The sequence below is a fragment of the Hymenobacter sp. 15J16-1T3B genome (assembly GCF_020711235.1).
In the GTDB taxonomy this organism is placed as follows: Bacteria; Bacteroidota; Bacteroidia; order Cytophagales; family Hymenobacteraceae; genus Solirubrum.
On sequence record NZ_JAJFAV010000006.1, the window covers coordinates 311,682 to 327,417 of the forward strand.

12 protein-coding genes are annotated in these 15,736 nt (G+C 65.9%); 5 read left to right on the plus strand and 7 right to left on the minus strand.

The window, feature by feature from the left end; genetic code table 11:
* Positions 1–32 precede the first annotated feature (32 nt).
* The 3 genes from LJ737_RS12860 (at position 33) to LJ737_RS12870 (ending at position 4,777) form a co-directional block, all read left to right on the plus strand.
* Positions 33–3,011, plus strand: a complete 2,979-nt coding sequence (locus tag LJ737_RS12860; protein WP_227766285.1) for a glycosyltransferase family 117 protein — start codon at positions 33–35, stop codon at positions 3,009–3,011.
* A gap of 223 nt (positions 3,012–3,234) precedes the next feature.
* Entirely contained in the window at positions 3,235–3,765 is a 531-nt protein-coding gene (locus LJ737_RS12865) for a GreA/GreB family elongation factor (protein WP_227766287.1), read from the plus strand.
* Between the two features lie 85 nt (positions 3,766–3,850).
* Positions 3,851–4,777 carry a bestrophin family protein gene (locus tag LJ737_RS12870; protein ID WP_227766289.1) on the plus strand — a complete coding sequence of 309 codons (927 nt, stop codon included), beginning with the start codon at positions 3,851–3,853 and terminating at the stop codon, positions 4,775–4,777.
* Positions 4,778–5,040: 263 nt separating this feature from the next.
* Here the strand turns inward: LJ737_RS12870 and LJ737_RS12875 are convergent, their stop codons facing one another.
* Both LJ737_RS12875 and LJ737_RS12880 read right to left on the minus strand, forming a co-directional pair.
* A complete protein-coding gene (locus tag LJ737_RS12875; RefSeq protein WP_227766291.1) occupies positions 5,041–5,634 on the minus strand; it encodes a DUF416 family protein in 594 nt (197 codons plus the stop codon).
* 20 nt (positions 5,635–5,654) lie between these two features.
* Complete coding sequence (locus LJ737_RS12880) at positions 5,655–6,590, minus strand: AraC family transcriptional regulator (protein WP_227766293.1); 936 nt, start codon at positions 6,588–6,590, stop codon at positions 5,655–5,657.
* A 287-nt stretch (positions 6,591–6,877) separates the two neighbouring features.
* Here LJ737_RS12880 and LJ737_RS12885 point away from each other — a divergent pair, with 287 nt between their 5' ends.
* Positions 6,878–8,404, plus strand: a complete 1,527-nt coding sequence (locus LJ737_RS12885) for an aldehyde dehydrogenase family protein (RefSeq protein WP_227766295.1) — start codon at positions 6,878–6,880, stop codon at positions 8,402–8,404.
* A 297-nt stretch (positions 8,405–8,701) separates the two neighbouring features.
* Positions 8,702–9,118: a DUF779 domain-containing protein gene (locus tag LJ737_RS12890; protein ID WP_227766296.1), complete on the plus strand. Its 417-nt coding sequence runs from the start codon at positions 8,702–8,704 to the stop codon at positions 9,116–9,118.
* Between the two features lie 103 nt (positions 9,119–9,221).
* On the opposite strand, the gene LJ737_RS12895 is transcribed toward LJ737_RS12890, so the two are convergent.
* The 5 genes from LJ737_RS12895 to LJ737_RS12915 form a co-directional block, all read right to left on the minus strand.
* Entirely contained in the window at positions 9,222–9,680 is a 459-nt protein-coding gene (locus LJ737_RS12895) for a DUF4440 domain-containing protein (protein ID WP_227766298.1), read from the minus strand.
* Between the two features lie 82 nt (positions 9,681–9,762).
* Positions 9,763–10,341, minus strand: a complete 579-nt coding sequence (locus LJ737_RS12900; RefSeq protein ID WP_227766299.1) for a YMGG-like glycine zipper-containing protein — start codon at positions 10,339–10,341, stop codon at positions 9,763–9,765.
* A 213-nt stretch (positions 10,342–10,554) separates the two neighbouring features.
* A complete protein-coding gene (locus tag LJ737_RS12905; protein WP_227766301.1) occupies positions 10,555–11,475 on the minus strand; it encodes an alpha/beta hydrolase in 921 nt (306 codons plus the stop codon).
* A gap of 133 nt (positions 11,476–11,608) precedes the next feature.
* Positions 11,609–14,161 (minus strand): penicillin-binding protein 1C, encoded by a 2,553-nt coding sequence (gene pbpC, locus LJ737_RS12910; RefSeq protein WP_227766303.1) that lies wholly within the window; start codon positions 14,159–14,161, stop codon positions 11,609–11,611.
* 275 nt (positions 14,162–14,436) lie between these two features.
* Positions 14,437–15,663 carry a DUF6799 domain-containing protein gene (locus tag LJ737_RS12915; RefSeq protein WP_227766305.1) on the minus strand — a complete coding sequence of 409 codons (1,227 nt, stop codon included), beginning with the start codon at positions 15,661–15,663 and terminating at the stop codon, positions 14,437–14,439.
* Between the last annotated feature and the right edge of the window lie 73 nt (positions 15,664–15,736).

Here is a 15,736-nt window from a genome sequence, read left to right on the forward strand (position 1 = left end):
GAGCCGTTCAGACGCTCTTATCCGAACGGCTTATGCAGTATTCCAAACTCAACAACCTCGCCGGCGGGCTCGTTTTTGCCGCCGCTCTGGCCACGTATTGCCTGACCCTGGAGCCCACGGTGAGCTTCTGGGACTGCGGCGAGTTCATTGCCAGCGCCGACAAGCTGCAAGTGCCGCACCCGCCCGGCGCGCCTACCTTTCTGCTGCTGGGGCGCTTGGCAAGCTTGCTGAGCTTCGGCGAGGCCAGCCGGGTGGCGGTGCTCGTCAATCTGCTCTCGGCCCTGAGCAGCGCCTGCACCGTGCTGCTGCTGTTCTGGAGCATCACCCTGCTGGCCCGCAAGCTGGTGCTGGGGGCCGCCACCCCGGCCGCCGAGCCCGACGACAGCCAAGCCGCGCTGATTTTGAGCAGCGGCGCCGTGGGCGCGCTGGCCTTTGCCTTTTCCGACTCGTTCTGGTTCAACGCCGTAGAGGCCGAGGTATACGCCCTGTCGAGCCTGGGCACGGCGCTGGTCTTGTGGCTGATGCTGAAGTGGGAACACCGCGCCGACGCGCCCGACGCCGACAAATGGCTGGTGCTGATTGCCTACGTCATCGGTCTGAGCATCGGGGTGCACCTGCTGAACCTGCTGGCCCTGCCCGCGCTGGGGCTGATCTACTACTTCCGCCGCACGGCCGCGCCCACCACGCGCGGCCTGCTGCTGACGCTGGCCGGCAGTGGCGCCGCCGTGCTGACCATCCTGCTGGGCGTCATTCCGGGCCTGCCTTCGGTGGCGGGGGCGCTGGAAATCTTCTGCGTGAATGCGCTGAGGCTGCCTTACAACGCCGGCGTGGTGCTGTTCGGGCTGCTGCTAGCCGGCGGACTGGCGTACGGGCTGCGCGCGGCCGCGCGGCAGCAGCAACGGCTGCTGTACACCAGCCTGCTCAGCCTCGTGTTCGTGCTGATCGGCTACTCCACCTATCTCATCGTGCCCATCCGCTCGGGCTTCAACCCGCTCATCGACGAAAACAACCCCGAGGACGTGTTGTCGTTTGTGAGCTACCTCAAGCGCGAGCAGTACGGGGACCGGCCCCTGCTCTACGGCCCGCAGTTCAACGCCCAGCCGGTGGTCCAAACGGACGGCGCCCCGCGCTACGAGCGCCGCAACGGCCGCTACGAAGTGGTGGAGCAGAAGCTGGTGAGCGAGTACGCCGCCGCGGACAAGATGCTGCTGCCCCGCCTCTACAGCCAGCAGCCCGGCCACCTGCGCGAGTACCAGAAGTGGACCAACGTGCAGCCCGAGCAGCGGCCCAGCATGGCCGACAACCTCGGTTTCCTCGTGCGCTACCAGCTCGGTCACATGTACTGGCGCTACTTTCTCTGGAATTTCGTCGGGCGCGACGCCGATGTGCAACAGGCCGGCGTGCTCTGGCCCACCGAGACGAAAAGCGGGCTGCCCGCCGGGCTGGCCGACAACCGCGCCCGCAACAACTACTTCGCCCTGCCGCTGCTGCTGGGCTTGGCGGGCCTGGTCTTCCAGCTGCGCCGCGACGGGCGCAATGCCGCCGTGGTGGGCCTGCTTTTCGCGCTGACGGGTGTGGCCATCGTGCTCTACCTGAACCAGCCGCCGCTGGAGCCGCGCGAGCGGGATTACACCTTCGTCGGCTCGTTTTACGCCTTTGCCATCTGGATTGGCCTCGGCGTGCTGGGCCTGCACGCGGCCCTGCGCGCCGTGCTGCGGCAAGAGCAGCTGCGCGTGGCTACTGTCGCGGCGCTGGGCCTCGCTGTGCCCGTGCTCATGGCCACCGAGGGCTGGGACGACCACAACCGCTCGGAGCGCACGTTGGCGCTGGATTGGGCGCACAACCTGCTCAACAGCGTGGCCCCGAACGCGCTGCTCGTCACCGCCGGCGACAACGACACCTTCCCGCTCTGGTACGCCCAGCAGGTCGAGGGCATCCGCCCCGACGTGCGCATTGCCGTGTCGCCGTACCTGAACACCGATTGGTACATCGACCAGCTGCAGCAGCGCATGGGCCCCTCGGCCGCGCTGCCCATGACGCTGCGCCACCCCGATTACACCCAGGGCACCAACGACTACCTGCCGCTGGTGACCAACCCCGCCGTGGCGGCCGTCGACGCCCGGCAGTTTGTGCAATTGGTGAAGCAAAACTCGCCGCTGCTGCAGGTACAAACGCAGAGCGGCCGCACGCTGCTCTCGTACCCCACGCGCCAGTTCTACCTTGATGTCGACACCGCCGCCGTGCGCCGCGCCGGCCTCGTGCCCGCCGAGCGCCGCGGGCAGCTCACGGCCCGCATGCAGTGGCAGGCCGGCGCCGGGGGCTATCTGGAGAAAAAAGAGCTGGCCTTGCTCGACATCCTGGCCCAGAACAACTGGCAGCGGCCAGTGTATTTCTCGGCTTACATGTCGCCGAGCGAATACGCCGGGCTGGAGCCCTACCTGCAGCTCGAAGGCCTAGCCTACCGCGTGCTGCCGCTGCAAAACCCCGCGCCCCAGGCCGAGCAGCGCGGCGAAATCGGCTACGTGGCCCGCGAGCTGCTCTTCGACTCGCTGATGCGCAAATTCACCTACCGCAACCTAGCCAACCCGCGCGTGTACTACGACGAGTCGCAGCGCCGCGTGGTGGGGGCCTACCGGGAAGAGTTTGCCCGCCTCGCCCAGGCTTATTACCACGACGGCAACCTCGCCAAGGCCAAGCAGGTGGTGGACCGCTGCCTGCGCGTGATGCCCGACGACACCGTGCCCTTCGACTACAACACGGCCGACCTCGTGGCCCCGCTGGCGGCTGCCGGCGAAGCCCCGCGGGCCCAGCGCCTGATGGATATGCTCACCAACCGCGCCCAGCAGAATCTGGCTTATTACCGCTCGCACGAGCCGGCCTTGTTCGAGCGCGAAATCCAGGTGAATGCGGTTATGCTCAGCCGCCTCTACCAAGCCGCCGCCGATACGAACGACACTGCCCGGGCCCAGCGCATTGTGGGTCTGTTGGAGCAGTACGTGCCGCGGTCGTAAGGCCGAACCCGGGGCGGGGGCACTGTTGCACTTGCGCCGCGGCCGAACCAGTACTAAACCAGGGTTCCTCCCGGGCACCTGCTGCAAACCTTGTAGCAGGTGCCCGGGAGAAACCCTCGCTCGTTGCGGTCGGCGACAGGCTTGGTAGTGCGGGGCCACGAATAGCTGGCGGGGAAGAAGTGGTGCACGTCACCAAAACCGGCTATTTACGTTTGCCTGTAGCATGAGCCGAGGATTTGTAAAAGAAGACGATTCGCAGGCGCCGCCCATTATTCCGCCGCGGGCCGCCCTGCCGCCGAACACGCCCAACTACGTCACGCCCCGCGGGCTGGAGCAGCTGCGCGAGGAGCTGACGGCCCTGGAAGCTACCCGCAGCCAGGCCGAAGCCGACCGCGCCAACGACACCGACCGCACCCGGCAGCTGGGCGTGCTCAACGGCCAGCTCAGCCAGCTCACCGCTCGCATTGCCAGCGCCCGCGTGGTCGACCCGCGCCAGCAGCCCGCCAACGAAGTTCGCTTCGGCGCCACCGTCGCGCTGCGGCCGGTGCCGGTGGGCGGCGCGAAGCCTGCGGCCGAGCGGCGCTTCACCATCGTGGGCGTCGATGAAGCCTCGGTGGCCGAGGGCAAGGTGGCGTTTGTGGCGCCCATTGCCCGGGCCGTGCTCGGGGCCAAGCTGGGGCAGCAAGTCAAGCTGCGCCTCGGCCCGAAGGAGGAGATAGTCGAAGTGGCCGGCATTAGCTACGACGCGGGCTAGAGCCGCTACGGTCGGCGGCCGGGTCGATGTTCGCGCCGTAGCTTTGCCGCGTGACCGTCCAACCCGGCCACCCCGTTCCGGCTCCATGATTGTTTACAAATCCGCCGACTGGTGGGAGGCATTTCGCCACCTGCGCAAGTCGCCCATTATTCAGAAACTGCTCCAGCGCGTGCTGCTGCTGGGGCTCTACAGCAGCGCCGTGGCCGTCGTCGGCTACCCGCTGAGCCACCTGAAGGTCACCATCGACCCGCAGTATTTCTCGCTGCTGGGCATTCTGCTGAGCTTGCTGCTGGCCTTTCGCACCAACTCCGCCTACGACCGGTTTTGGGAAGGCCGCCGGGTGTGGGGGCAGCTCACCAACAACTGCCGCAACCTGGCCGTGCTCCTGCACGCCCGCCTGCCCACCCAGGACCTGAGCCACCGCTACCACCTGGCCAAGTTGCTCTCCAACTTCCCCATTGCGCTGGAAGGCCACCTGCGCGAGGGCGTGCGCTTCGAGCAGCTCGAAGACCTGCCCGGCAACCTGATGGAGAAGCTGCGCCAGTCGGGCCACGTGCCGTCCTTGCTGGCGGCGCTGCTGCAGGAGTTCTACGAGCTGCTGCTGCGCGAGGAGCTGATTCTGCCCACCCACCTCATCACCATTCAACGCCACCACGAGGCCCTGCTCGACGTGTGCGGCGCCTGCGAGCGGATTCAGCGCACGCCGATTCCCTTCTCCTACAGCTACTTCATCAAGGGCTTCATTTCGGTGTTTCTGCTGGTCATGCCCTGGGTGCTCATCACCACCTACGGCTTCCTCATGATACCTATCACCATGTTCGGGGCCTACGCGCTGCTGGGCGTGGAAATGATAGGCGACGAAATCGAGGACCCCTTCGGCCGGGACAGCAACGACCTGCCCCTGGCCCAAATGGCCCACCGCATGCGCGTCAACATCCACGAAATCCTCGGCGTGGAGCTGCCCGAAGCCAAAAAAGCCCTGGCCGACGCGCCCTACAGCGTGGTGCAGTAAGGAGTAGCGAAAAAAGACCTTCCTCCTGAGGCGAAGCCGAATGACCTTCCTCCGCCCTTGCACCAACTGAGAAGCGCAGCCACCAACGCCCAAGTACAAGGTCGTTGGTGGCTGCGCTTTTTTCTGCCCTCTGACGACTGTTCAGGCGACAAAGTTTGAGCTTGGCATCAGCGGCAGTGCGGGGTGCGTGGAAGGCCCTTGACTACGTCGACCTTCGGTTCGCTGCGCTCAGGCTGACGGTCTTATACCGGCAGCGAGCCAACTTAGGCCGGCAGCCGCGCCAGATCTACGATGCCGCCGCTGCCGTTGAGCCGGCGCAGCTGGTGGATGCTGGCCGCGTCGAACTCGTGGATGCTGAGCAGGGCTTCGAGCAGCCGGTGCTGCCGGGCTAGCTCCGCCTGCAGAAACGGGTCGGCGGCCACAGCGGCCTCGAAGCCGCGCTGGTCGGGGTCGAGCTGGCGGTAGTCCTGCACGTACATTTCCACGCTGTCGAGCGTGGCGGTGGCGCAGTGGCTGATGTGGCTTTCCTGTTTGTCGGCGAGAAACTGCAGCGCCTCGTGCAAGGCAATGCACGCGTCGAGGGCGTAGGCCGTCAACGGGCTGCCAAAATCGGGCAGGGCCGGCGTGACGAAGTCCAGCTTTTCCAGCAGGGCCGTGGCTTCGGCGGCGTGAAACTCGCCCAGGCCCGAGTTGTACAGCAGCTCCACGCCGCGCTCGTACACGGCCGGGCTGCCCCAGTTTTCGGCTTGGCAGAACGCCTCGTACTGCGGCAGCAGCCGCTCACACACGAGGCCGGCAAACACGGTTTTCTGCCGGTCGGATAAGCTGTAGATGAGGGTGTCGAGGTCGTCGGCCATGCCGCAAAGCTAGCCCCGATTTAGCCCAGGGCCGTTTGCTGCTTTTTGTAGAGGCCCGGCGTGAGGCCCTCGTGCTTGCGAAACAGCTTCTGGAAGTAAGCCGGGTTGTTGAAGCCGGTGCGGTAGCACACTTCGGCCACGGTGCTCAGCGGGTGGCGCAGCAGGCGCTTGGCTTCCTTGAGGCGCTCCTGGATGATGAATTCCACCGGCGTGAGGCCAAATTCACGCTTGAAGAGGCGGAAGAACGTGGCTTTGCTCATGCAGGCCAGCTCGCTGAGTTTCTCGATGGGCAGCGGCTCGGCCAGGTTGCGCTTGATGAACTGCACCACGTGGGCGAAGCGGTGAGAGGTCAGGTGCTGGGCGTAGTTGTCGAAGATGAGCTTGCGGGCCTGGGTCTGCATCAGGCGCACCAGCAGCTCCTGCAGGGTGAAGCCGGCCAGCACATCTTTGGCCGCCGTGTCTTCCTGCGACACGCGAATAATGCGCTCCAGCGTGCCCGTCAGCTCGGGCGTGTTGTGCAGGTGGGCGTAGGCGTGCTCGTCGAGCAGCCAGGGCGTGTGCTCCTCCACCCGTGGGTACCGCTCGTTTAAGAGGTCGATGGTGCCACGGATGGTATCGGCCGGAATGGCTACCGCGAGGCACTGCGTGGGGTTGTGCTCGTCGGCTTCCGGAAAATCGATGACCATGGTCTGCTGCTCGCTCACGATGACGGACTCGCCGGGCAGGTAGTCGAAAGCCGGGCGGCCGGGCAGGTGCATGACTTTTTTGCCGCGCAGCATGGTGGTCAGCACCAGGGCGCCCATGTTCAGGGGCACCTGCGCGGCCTGCTGGTGCGTCTCGAAGATGTTCAGCTCAAAGGCATTAAGCGAATACACAGTGCGGTGCTCGACCAGCGTGGTCAGGTCGGCTTTGCGGTGCAGGGCGACGGGGGAAGGCAACAAGGTTCGGCTGCTCATGGTGCGGGGAAGCCTGAAACTGTGAAATGCAACGTCCGGAACAGAAGAACCCGGCGCGCGAATAATGGTTGCGGCGGCCGGCAGCAGACCGGCAGGGGCGGGGCACCCGGCCCAGGCTGAGGCAATATAACAAACGCGCGCGTGGTGGTGGCATGACATTTAGCAGGGTGAGCAAGCACTCACTAAGTTGCGACGATAGGCCACGTGGTTGAGAGAATAGTACACCCATTTTGGGCAGGATACAGGGAAATTGGCTTACCCAATAACCCATCATACTTCCCATCCGCATGGAAACGCTCGAAAGAACCAGCACCCTTGTCGCCCGCCCGAAGTTCAAGGACCACTACGACAACTTCATCGGCGGCAAGTGGGTGGCTCCCGTCAAAGGCCAGTACTTCGACAACCTCTCGCCCATCGATGGTAAGGCCTTTACCAAAGTGGCCCGCTCCACCAAGGAAGACATCGAACTGGCCCTCGACGCGGCCCACGAAGCCTTCAAAACTTGGAAGCTGGCCTCGGCCACCACGCGCAGCAACATCCTGCTCAAGATTGCCGACGCCATCGAGCAGAACCTGGAGCACTTGGCCGCGGTGGAAACCGTGGAAAACGGCAAGCCCATCCGCGAAACCCTCAACGCCGACCTGCCGCTGGCCGTCGACCACTTCCGCTACTTCGCCGGCGTCATCCGAGCCGAGGAGGGCTCGGTGGCCGAACTCGACCCTACCACCATTTCGCTGAACGTGCACGAGCCACTGGGCGTGGTCGGGCAGATCATTCCGTGGAACTTCCCGCTGCTGATGGCCACCTGGAAGCTGGCCCCGGCCCTGGCCGCCGGCTGCTGCGTGGTGATGAAGCCCGCCGAGCAGACGCCCGCCTCCATTATGGTGCTCATGGAGCTGATCCAGGACATCGTGCCGGCCGGCGTGATTAACGTGGTCAACGGCTTCGGCCTGGAAGCCGGCAAGCCGCTGGCCACCTCCCCGCGCATTGCCAAAGTGGCCTTCACCGGCGAGACGACCACCGGCCGCCTCATCATGCAGTACGCCGCCGAAAACATCATTCCGGTGACCTTGGAGCTGGGCGGCAAGTCGCCGAACATCTTCTTCAAGTCGGTGATGGATGCCGACGACGACTACCTCGACAAGGCCGTCGAAGGCGCCGTGATGTTCGCGCTGAACCAGGGCGAAGTGTGCACCTGCCCCTCGCGCATGCTGGTGCACGAAGACATCTACGACGAATTCATGGAGCGCGTCGTTGCCCGGGTGAAGGCCATCAAGCTCGGCAACCCGCTCGACAAGGAAACCATGATGGGCGCCCAGGCTTCCAACGACCAGTTCGAGAAAATCCTGAGCTACCTGGAAATCGGCAAGTCGGAGGGGGCCGAGGTGCTGGCCGGCGGCGACGCTTACTCGCAGGAAGACCCCGCGCTGGCCGAGGGCTACTACATCCAGCCCACCCTGTTCCGCGGCCACAACAAGATGCGCATCTTCCAGGAGGAAATCTTCGGCCCGGTGGTGTCGGTGACGACGTTCAAAACCACCGAAGAAGCCATCAGCATTGCCAACGACACGCTCTACGGCCTCGGCGCCGGCGTGTGGACGCGCGACGCCCACGAGCTGTACCAGGTGCCCCGCGCCATCGAGGCGGGCCGCGTGTGGGTCAACTGCTACCACCACTACCCGGCCCACGCGCCCTTCGGCGGCTACCACAAGTCGGGCTTCGGCCGCGAGAACCACAAGATGATGCTCTCGCACTACCGCCAGAACAAGAACATGCTCATCAGCTACAGCCAGCAGAAGCTGGGCTTCTTCTAGGCAAGTGGTGAAGTGGTGAAAGGTGAAATTGTGAAAAGCCAAAACGTCAATTCACAATTTCACCCTTCACCACTTCACAAATTGACCTCAGCGCGTGGGGGCGCGCTGTTATCGGTTCGGGCCGGGGGCGCTGCAATCCGTGGGCACGCGCCCGGCCCGGCTGGTAGTTCTGATGCCGCGCCCTTTAGTGCCGCCGCAGGCCGCGCCCGTTGCTTCTGGCAGCGCCGGTGCGGCCTGTTTGGCTACCGCCCCCGGCGCTGCTCGTTGCTCTTATTGTCTTGCTTCAACCCCCAACTTATGGCTACTGCCGTTCCCGAACCCACCCCGCGCGTGCTCGTCACCACGGCCGCCGAGGCCACCATCGACGTGCTGCGCGAGGAGCACGGCCCGCTGATGTTTCACCAGAGCGGCGGCTGCTGCGACGGGTCCTCGCCCATGTGCTTTACCAAGGGCGAATTCCGCGTCAGCTCGAACGACGTGTGGCTGGGCCGCATCCACGGCTGCGACTTTTTCATGAGCGCCGCGCAGTTTGCTTATTGGAAGCACACCCAGCTTACCGTCGACGTCACGAAGGGGCGCGGCGCCAGCTTTTCGCTGGAAATTCCGCTCGGCGTGCGCTTTCTGATCCGCTCCCGGCTGTTTACCGAGGCGGAAGAGGCGCATCTGGCGCCGGTGTACGACGGGGAAGAGTACCCGCAGACGAGCGAAGCGTAGCAGGTAACGGATTCCGCCGCCCGACATGACGGGCGAAAAAACGCCAAACGCCCCGGCAGTCACCGACTGCCGGGGCGTTTGGCGTTTTCGGGTAAACTAGCCGCTACCGGGCCCGCACCGGCAGGCCTTCGAGCTGGGCGTAGCCGAGCTTCCAGAGGCCCTTGGGATTCTTTTTCCAGATCAGCACGAAGTTGCCTTCGCCGACGCCGCTGGGCTGGCCGGGACCGGCCGGCAGCACGTCCACCGAGTAGGTGCCGCCCTCGTAGGCGGTTTTGTCGTCGTTGGCCGAGCTGGCCACGTTCAGACGCAAGTTCTCGATGGTGCCGAGGGTGGCGCGCACCCACTTATCCGACACTTCCGACTTGCCCTGGTAGTGGGCCTCGCCCTGCAGGAAGTGCACATCGTCGGCCATCAGCGTATCGAGCTGAATGGCGTTGCGGCTGTTCCAGGCCGAAATGAACTGCTGGTCGAGGGTTTGCACGTTGACGGCGGGCGTTTCCGGGGCTTTGGTGCACGCCGCGGCGAGGGCGGAAGCCAGCAGAATGGCTGCAAATGCTTTCATGGGACGGTTTTGGTTGGGGTTGGGAAAGCGAAAACCCAAGCCCGAAGGCCTGGGTTTTCGGGAAAGGTAGCAGCGCAGCTACTTACCAGCTCTTGCGACGCACTTCCGAGGAAGCGTAAGGGGTCGAACGGTCGCCGTAGGAGTTGTTGGGCAGGTAGGCGCCGGCCATCGAGTTGTTGCTGTACATCGGGGCCGCAGCGGCGGCGAAGCCGGTAGCCATGGCCGTGGGCTGTAGGGCTTGTTGCTGCAGCAGCTGCGGCTGCTGGGGTTGGGCCTGGGCCAGCGCGGCTTTGCGCTCGGCGGCTTCGGCGCGCTTGGCCAGGGCGTTGCGCTCGGCGCGGGCGGCAGCGGCGGCGCGCTCCGCACGGGCGGCGCGGTTGGCTTCGGCTACGCGGGCGGCCTCAGCGGCTTCGGCCTTTTTGCGGTTCTGAATGTTGCGGCCGATCATGTAACCGGTACCGGCACCGGCGGCGGCACCCACGGCACCACCCACCACGCGGTTTTTCTTGTTGATGATGGCGCCGGCGGCGGCACCACCGAGGCCGCCGATGATGGCACCCTTCGCTTGCGGGCTGACTTTGCTCTGGGCCTGAGCCGCGGCCGATTGCATTAGAATAACAACGGCGAGCAGCAGGCTGAAGATATACGGGAGCTTTTTCATGGCTGGGTTTCGGGTTAAGATTCCGAAGAATCAGACTCAACTTTGTTTCCTGGTTCTGACTCGGGTTTTGCAAGCACCGTGCCAATAACGGATACAGAGCCCTTAACTGACCTCGCCAATGTAAGGTTACATCCGCCTCATTACGGCCGAGGCGGGAAATAAAAAAGCGCCTTAAAAATGATTTAAGGCGCTTTTTGCGCGTTGGTGAAAAAATTATTGCCGGAGCCAGCCACCCGCGTCCAGCCAGTTGCGCAGGCGCTCCGTCCACTCGTCTTTGGTGGTCTTGTTGTGCATGCCGAAGCCGTGCCCGCCCTGCGGATAGAGGTGCATTTCCACCGGCACGCGGTGGTGCAGGCAGGCCTCGTAGAAGCGCAGGCTGTTTTGCACTTTCACCGTTTTGTCGTCCTGGGCGTGTACCAGGAAGGTGGGCGGCGTCTGGGCCGAAACCTGCAGCTCGTTGGAGTACAGGCGCACTTGGTCGGCCGGCGGGGTGGCGCCCAGCAAGTTGGTGCGCGAGCCAGCATGCATGAGGCTGTCGGAGAAACTGATGACGGGGTAGAGCAGCACCAGAAAATCGGGACGCACGGAGGTGCCCGACTTATCGTCGCCTACGGGCCGGGCGAAGTGCGTGCCGGCGGTGCTGGCCAGGTGCCCGCCCGCCGAAAAGCCCAGCAGGCCCACGCGCGCTGGGTTGATGCCGTACTCCTTGGCTTGCTGCCGCACCAGGCGCAGGGCCTGCTGCGCGTCCAGCAGCGGCGCGGTGGTCTTGTCGGGCTGGCTGTCGGGGTTGGGTAGGCGGTACTTCAGCACGAAGGCGGTGATGCCCCATTCGCTGAGCCGCTTGGCCACGTCGTAGCCCTCGTGGTCGATGGAAAGGCGGGCGTAGCCGCCCCCGGGGCAAATGACGACGGCCGTGCCGTTGGCCGTGCCCGCGGCCGGGCGAAACACCGTGAGGGTGGGCTGCACCACGTTGGAAATGCGCACGCCGCCGTTGGCCAGCGTGACGCTGGTTTCCCGCACGGCGCTGGGCATGGAGTTGGGCACCGAGCCGGTATACAGCGGCAGCACGGCTTGGGCAGAAAGCGAGGAAGCGGACGTCAGCACGAACAGGGAGGCGACAAGGAGCTTGCGCATACGGAAAACAGCTTAGTGCCCGAAGATACGAGCCCGCGCGAGGCTGCGCCGCCAAGTAACCCGGACAACTCGCTAAGCGCGCTGCAGGGGACTAGGTGCGCTATCAGCAATGTAAACGGCACCTCGGGCCGGGCTACAGCCGCTCCACCAGCACCTGCACGTTGGTATTGCGGCCGTGGTCATCGGCGCAGGAAATTTTCAGCGGGCCCGCCGCGGGGCGGATAAATACGGCCTCGGTGGGCGCAGCGGCCCGCACGAACTGGTCGTTGGCGTACCAGTACACCAGCCGCACGTCGCTCCAGGCGGCGCAGCGCAGTTGCAACTGCTGCGAGTCGCGGGCGTCGAGCACGTACTCGGCGTTGGGAGTGGGGGAAAGAATGCGCGGGGCCTGGTCGGGAGCCGCGTCGGCGGCGCGCACGAGGGTGCAGGCGGGGTTGTGCGGGGGGCGCAGGGCGTGGGGCAGGCCCTGGGCGGCTTTGAAGGCCAGCACCTCGGGCGCAAAGTTGGGGTAGAGCACCCGGCGGTAGCCGGCGGCGGGCAGGCAGGCCCGGCAGTAGCTCACCGCCCCGTCGGCCGCTACAAACACCTCCTGCTGATGCTCGCAGCGGCGCACGTCGGAAAGGCCGGGCAGGAAGTAATCCATGACCTGATCGGGGCAAAACTCGCCGGGCACCTGCCCCGAGACAGGGCACACCAGCCGGAAGTCGAGCCCGGCGGGGGGGGCGTACCACTCGGCGCCGTCGTTGTAGCTCAGGGCGTTGAAGAGGTCGAAGAGCAGCGGGGTGGCCACGTCGGTGCCGGTGAGGGCCGGCGCACCCTGCCCGGTGAAGTTGCCCACCCACACGCCGATGGTGTAGTGGCGGTTGTAGCCAATGCTCCAGGCGTCGCGGCGGCCGTAGCTGGTGCCGGTTTTCCAGGCAATGTGGGGCAGGCGCAGGGCGTTTTCGTGGCCCACCGGCAAATCGGGGCGCACCAGCTGGGAGAGGATGTCGGTGACGAGGTAAGCGGCGGATTCGGACACGAGGCGGACCTCACCGGCCGAGGTGACTGATGCGCTCCTTGTCCCCGGGTTCTTGGTTCGAAGCGAGGAGAATGTAGGCGTCGGCAACGAGGCGGCGCCGCTGGCTTTGCGGTGCGCAGCTTCGACGGCGGCCGGCGTGGGGCCGGCAGCTGTATTGGCCGGCTCATTGGCGGTTTGGGGCGCGGCTCCGGCGGTGAAGCGCAGCGGCCCGTACACGCCCTCGTTGGCCAGGGCTGAGTACAGGCCCACCAGCTCTTCGAGGGAGGCCCCGCAGCCGCCCAGGATGGTACTCAGGCCCAGCTGCGGCGCTTGCCGGGCCACGGTGCGGAAGCCGGCGCGGCGCAACTGGCCCGCAAACTCGCCGACGCCCACCTGCTGCAGCACGTGCACGGCCGGGATGTTGAGCGAAAAAGCCAGGGCCCGTTCCAGCGTCACTTCGCCCTGGCAGTGCTTGTCGAAGTTTTCGGGCCGGAAGCCGCCGAAGTTGGTGGGCACGTCGGGCAGCACGCGCTTGGGCGTGACGAGGCCGCGGTCCATGGCCACGGCGTAGAGGAACGGCTTGAGCGTGCTGCCCGGCGAGCGGACGGCCCGGATGCCGTCGACTTGGCCCTGAGCGCGGCCGTCCAGGAAGTCGGCTGAGCCCACGTAGGCCTGCACGGCGCGGGTACGGTTGTCGACGACGAGAACGGCGGCTTGGGTGATGCCCAGCGGGGCGAGGCGGCGCACGTACTGGCGCGTCAGGTCTTCGGCCTTGGCCTGGGCCGTGCGCACCAGCGCGGAGCGGATGCCGGCGTCAGCCAGCAGGGCGCGCCGGGCCGCCAGTGGGGAGCTAGGCCTGAACGCCGCCGCTAAGTGGTCGGCGGGCCGGCCGGCGGCGCGGTACATATCCTGCACCAGCCGACGCGCGAGGTGCGGGGCCAGGCGCGGAGCCGGCCGGCGGCGGGCTAGCAGGGGCTCGTGCAGCGCGTTTTCCACGTCCGGGGCCGGAAATACGCCCTCGGCCCCGAGGCGGCGCAGCCAGCGGTTGCGGGCCGCCAGCAGGGCCGCGTTGTGGCGGCCGGGCGCCAGGCCGGTGGGGTTGTTCGGCACGATGGTCAGCGTCACCGTCTGGGCCAGGGAGAGGTAGTGCGGGGGCTGCCCGTAGTAGAGCAGCGCGGCCGACTTGACGCCCTCCACGTTGGAGCCGTAGGGCACCAGGTTCAGGTAGAGTTGCAGAATTTCGTCCTTGGAGTAGTAGGCTTCGAGCTGCAGGGCGCGCAGCATTTCCTGCAGCTTGCCGCCCACGGTGCGCTCCTTGGGCTCCAGCAGCCGCGCCACCTGCATGGTGATGGTGCTGGCCCCGCTGCGCCGCCCGCGGCCCAGCACGTTGCGCCCGGCGGATTTTACCAGGGCCACGGGGTTGACGCCCGGGTGCCAGTAAAACCACCGGTCCTCCTTGGCCACCAAGGCGCGGCGCAGGGCGGGCGTGATGTCGTGCAGGCCGGCCGGCAGGCGCCACTTCTGGTCGGGCGAAAGGTAGGCGTGCAGCACCGAGCCGTCGGCGGCCAGCACCACGGGCGAGGCGGGCGGCAGCGGCGGCAGCGGAAACAGCCAGTCGAGCCCGCCCAGCAGCAGGAGCAGCAGGCCACTTCCCCGCAAAAGCCGCAGTCCCAGGCGCCGATTCATACCCGCAAGATATGCACCCGGGCGGCGGGGCGGTTCAAGGAAGTGTCGTGTTTGGCGCCGGTGGCGGGGCACCGGCCCGGGTGCGTAAGGCGCTTGGCCGAGGCTGTGATGAATTTGACAGGCGCTGCTTCAGTTTGGATTGAAGTACGAATTGCCCAGCCGAGGTGGTGAGACGCTGCATCAGGCCGGGGCAGCGGCCGGCCTGAGCGGGCCAAACGCAACGAAGCGCCCCGGTTGGGGCGCTCCGAGCGGCAAGAACAGGGTAGCAGGGCCGGCTACTGCGGCAGGGCCAGCAGGTAGCCGATGGTGAAGTTGACGCTGGAATCGAAGACGAACTGCGGGCAGCCGGTGCCGTCGGTGATGGCGCGGTAGATGTTCAGGCCGGCCTGGGTTTTGGCCCCCGGCAGTTGGGCGTAGCTAGCGGGCTTGCCCAGTACCACGTAGCGCTCCGAGCCCTGGCGCACGGTTTTGGCCAGCTCGTAGGGCACGCCGCCGAGGATAAAGCAGGCCGTGCGGCGCTCGGCCGGAACCTGGGCCACCAGCCGGCGCACGTCGGCGGCCACAACGGAGTCGGGCAGGGGCTGCTGGAAATACTTGGAGCCGTGGGTTTCCAGGGTGCCCAAGCTACCGTCGGGCTGCAACCAGCTGATTTTGGTGTTGGCCGAGCCCATGTCGACCACAAAGGCCTTGTCGGCGTAGGCGGGCGGCAGCACGGCGCGCAACGCCAGGGCGCCCTCTTGCTGCGGCGTCACCACGTTCACCTGGTAGCTCAGGGCCTGCAGGCTCTTCACGATTTTCTGGGTGTTGTCCGCTTTGGCTGCCCCGGAGCTGACCACGAAGTGAATGTCGCGCGGGCCCACGCCGTAGTCGAGCATCTGCCCGATGTAAGCCTTCAGGCCCCGGCGCACGTCGTCCTCAGTCGCCAGGTTCTCCAGCACCAAGCTGTTGCCGAAGTCGGCCTTTTCCAGCTTCCAGCGGCGCTGGGCGTCGAGGCGCACCACGAAGGAATTGAAGCCCGAGGCGCCCAGTTCCACCACTCCGCGCAGCTTGCCATTGACCGGCTCGGCGGGCTGGTAGCTGAAGGCCGCGGCCGCCGGCTCGGGGGTAGCAGGGGAGGGGGGCGCGGGTTCCGTCGCGCCGGCGCCCGGCTGCGGCGCCGTGATGAGTTGCCCGGAGCTGGCCACTTTGATGTCGCCGCTCATGTTGACAAAGTCGCCGTTTTGCAGCGGGACCTGGCGGCCATCGGCGTACTCCACCACTGCTTTTTTGTGGTCGATGCGGGTGCCGTTGGCTAGCACTACGTCGTTGCTCAGGGCCACGTCCTGGGCCTTGAGCTTGCCGGCGTGGTTGTTCATGCGGAGCACCAGTGCTTGGTTGTTGAGCACGAAGCCGTCGGTAGCACCGAGTTGCTGCGCCGCTTCGGCACATTTGGTTTGGCCGCTGGCGCCGATGCTTAGGCCCAGGCAGACAAGTGTGGTGGTAAATAGTGCAATTTGTTTCATAGCAGGTTGGGGAGGTATCTAAAAGCGTGAAGGGGAATGTATGCAGTATATTACCAGTATACAAGCCGAATAC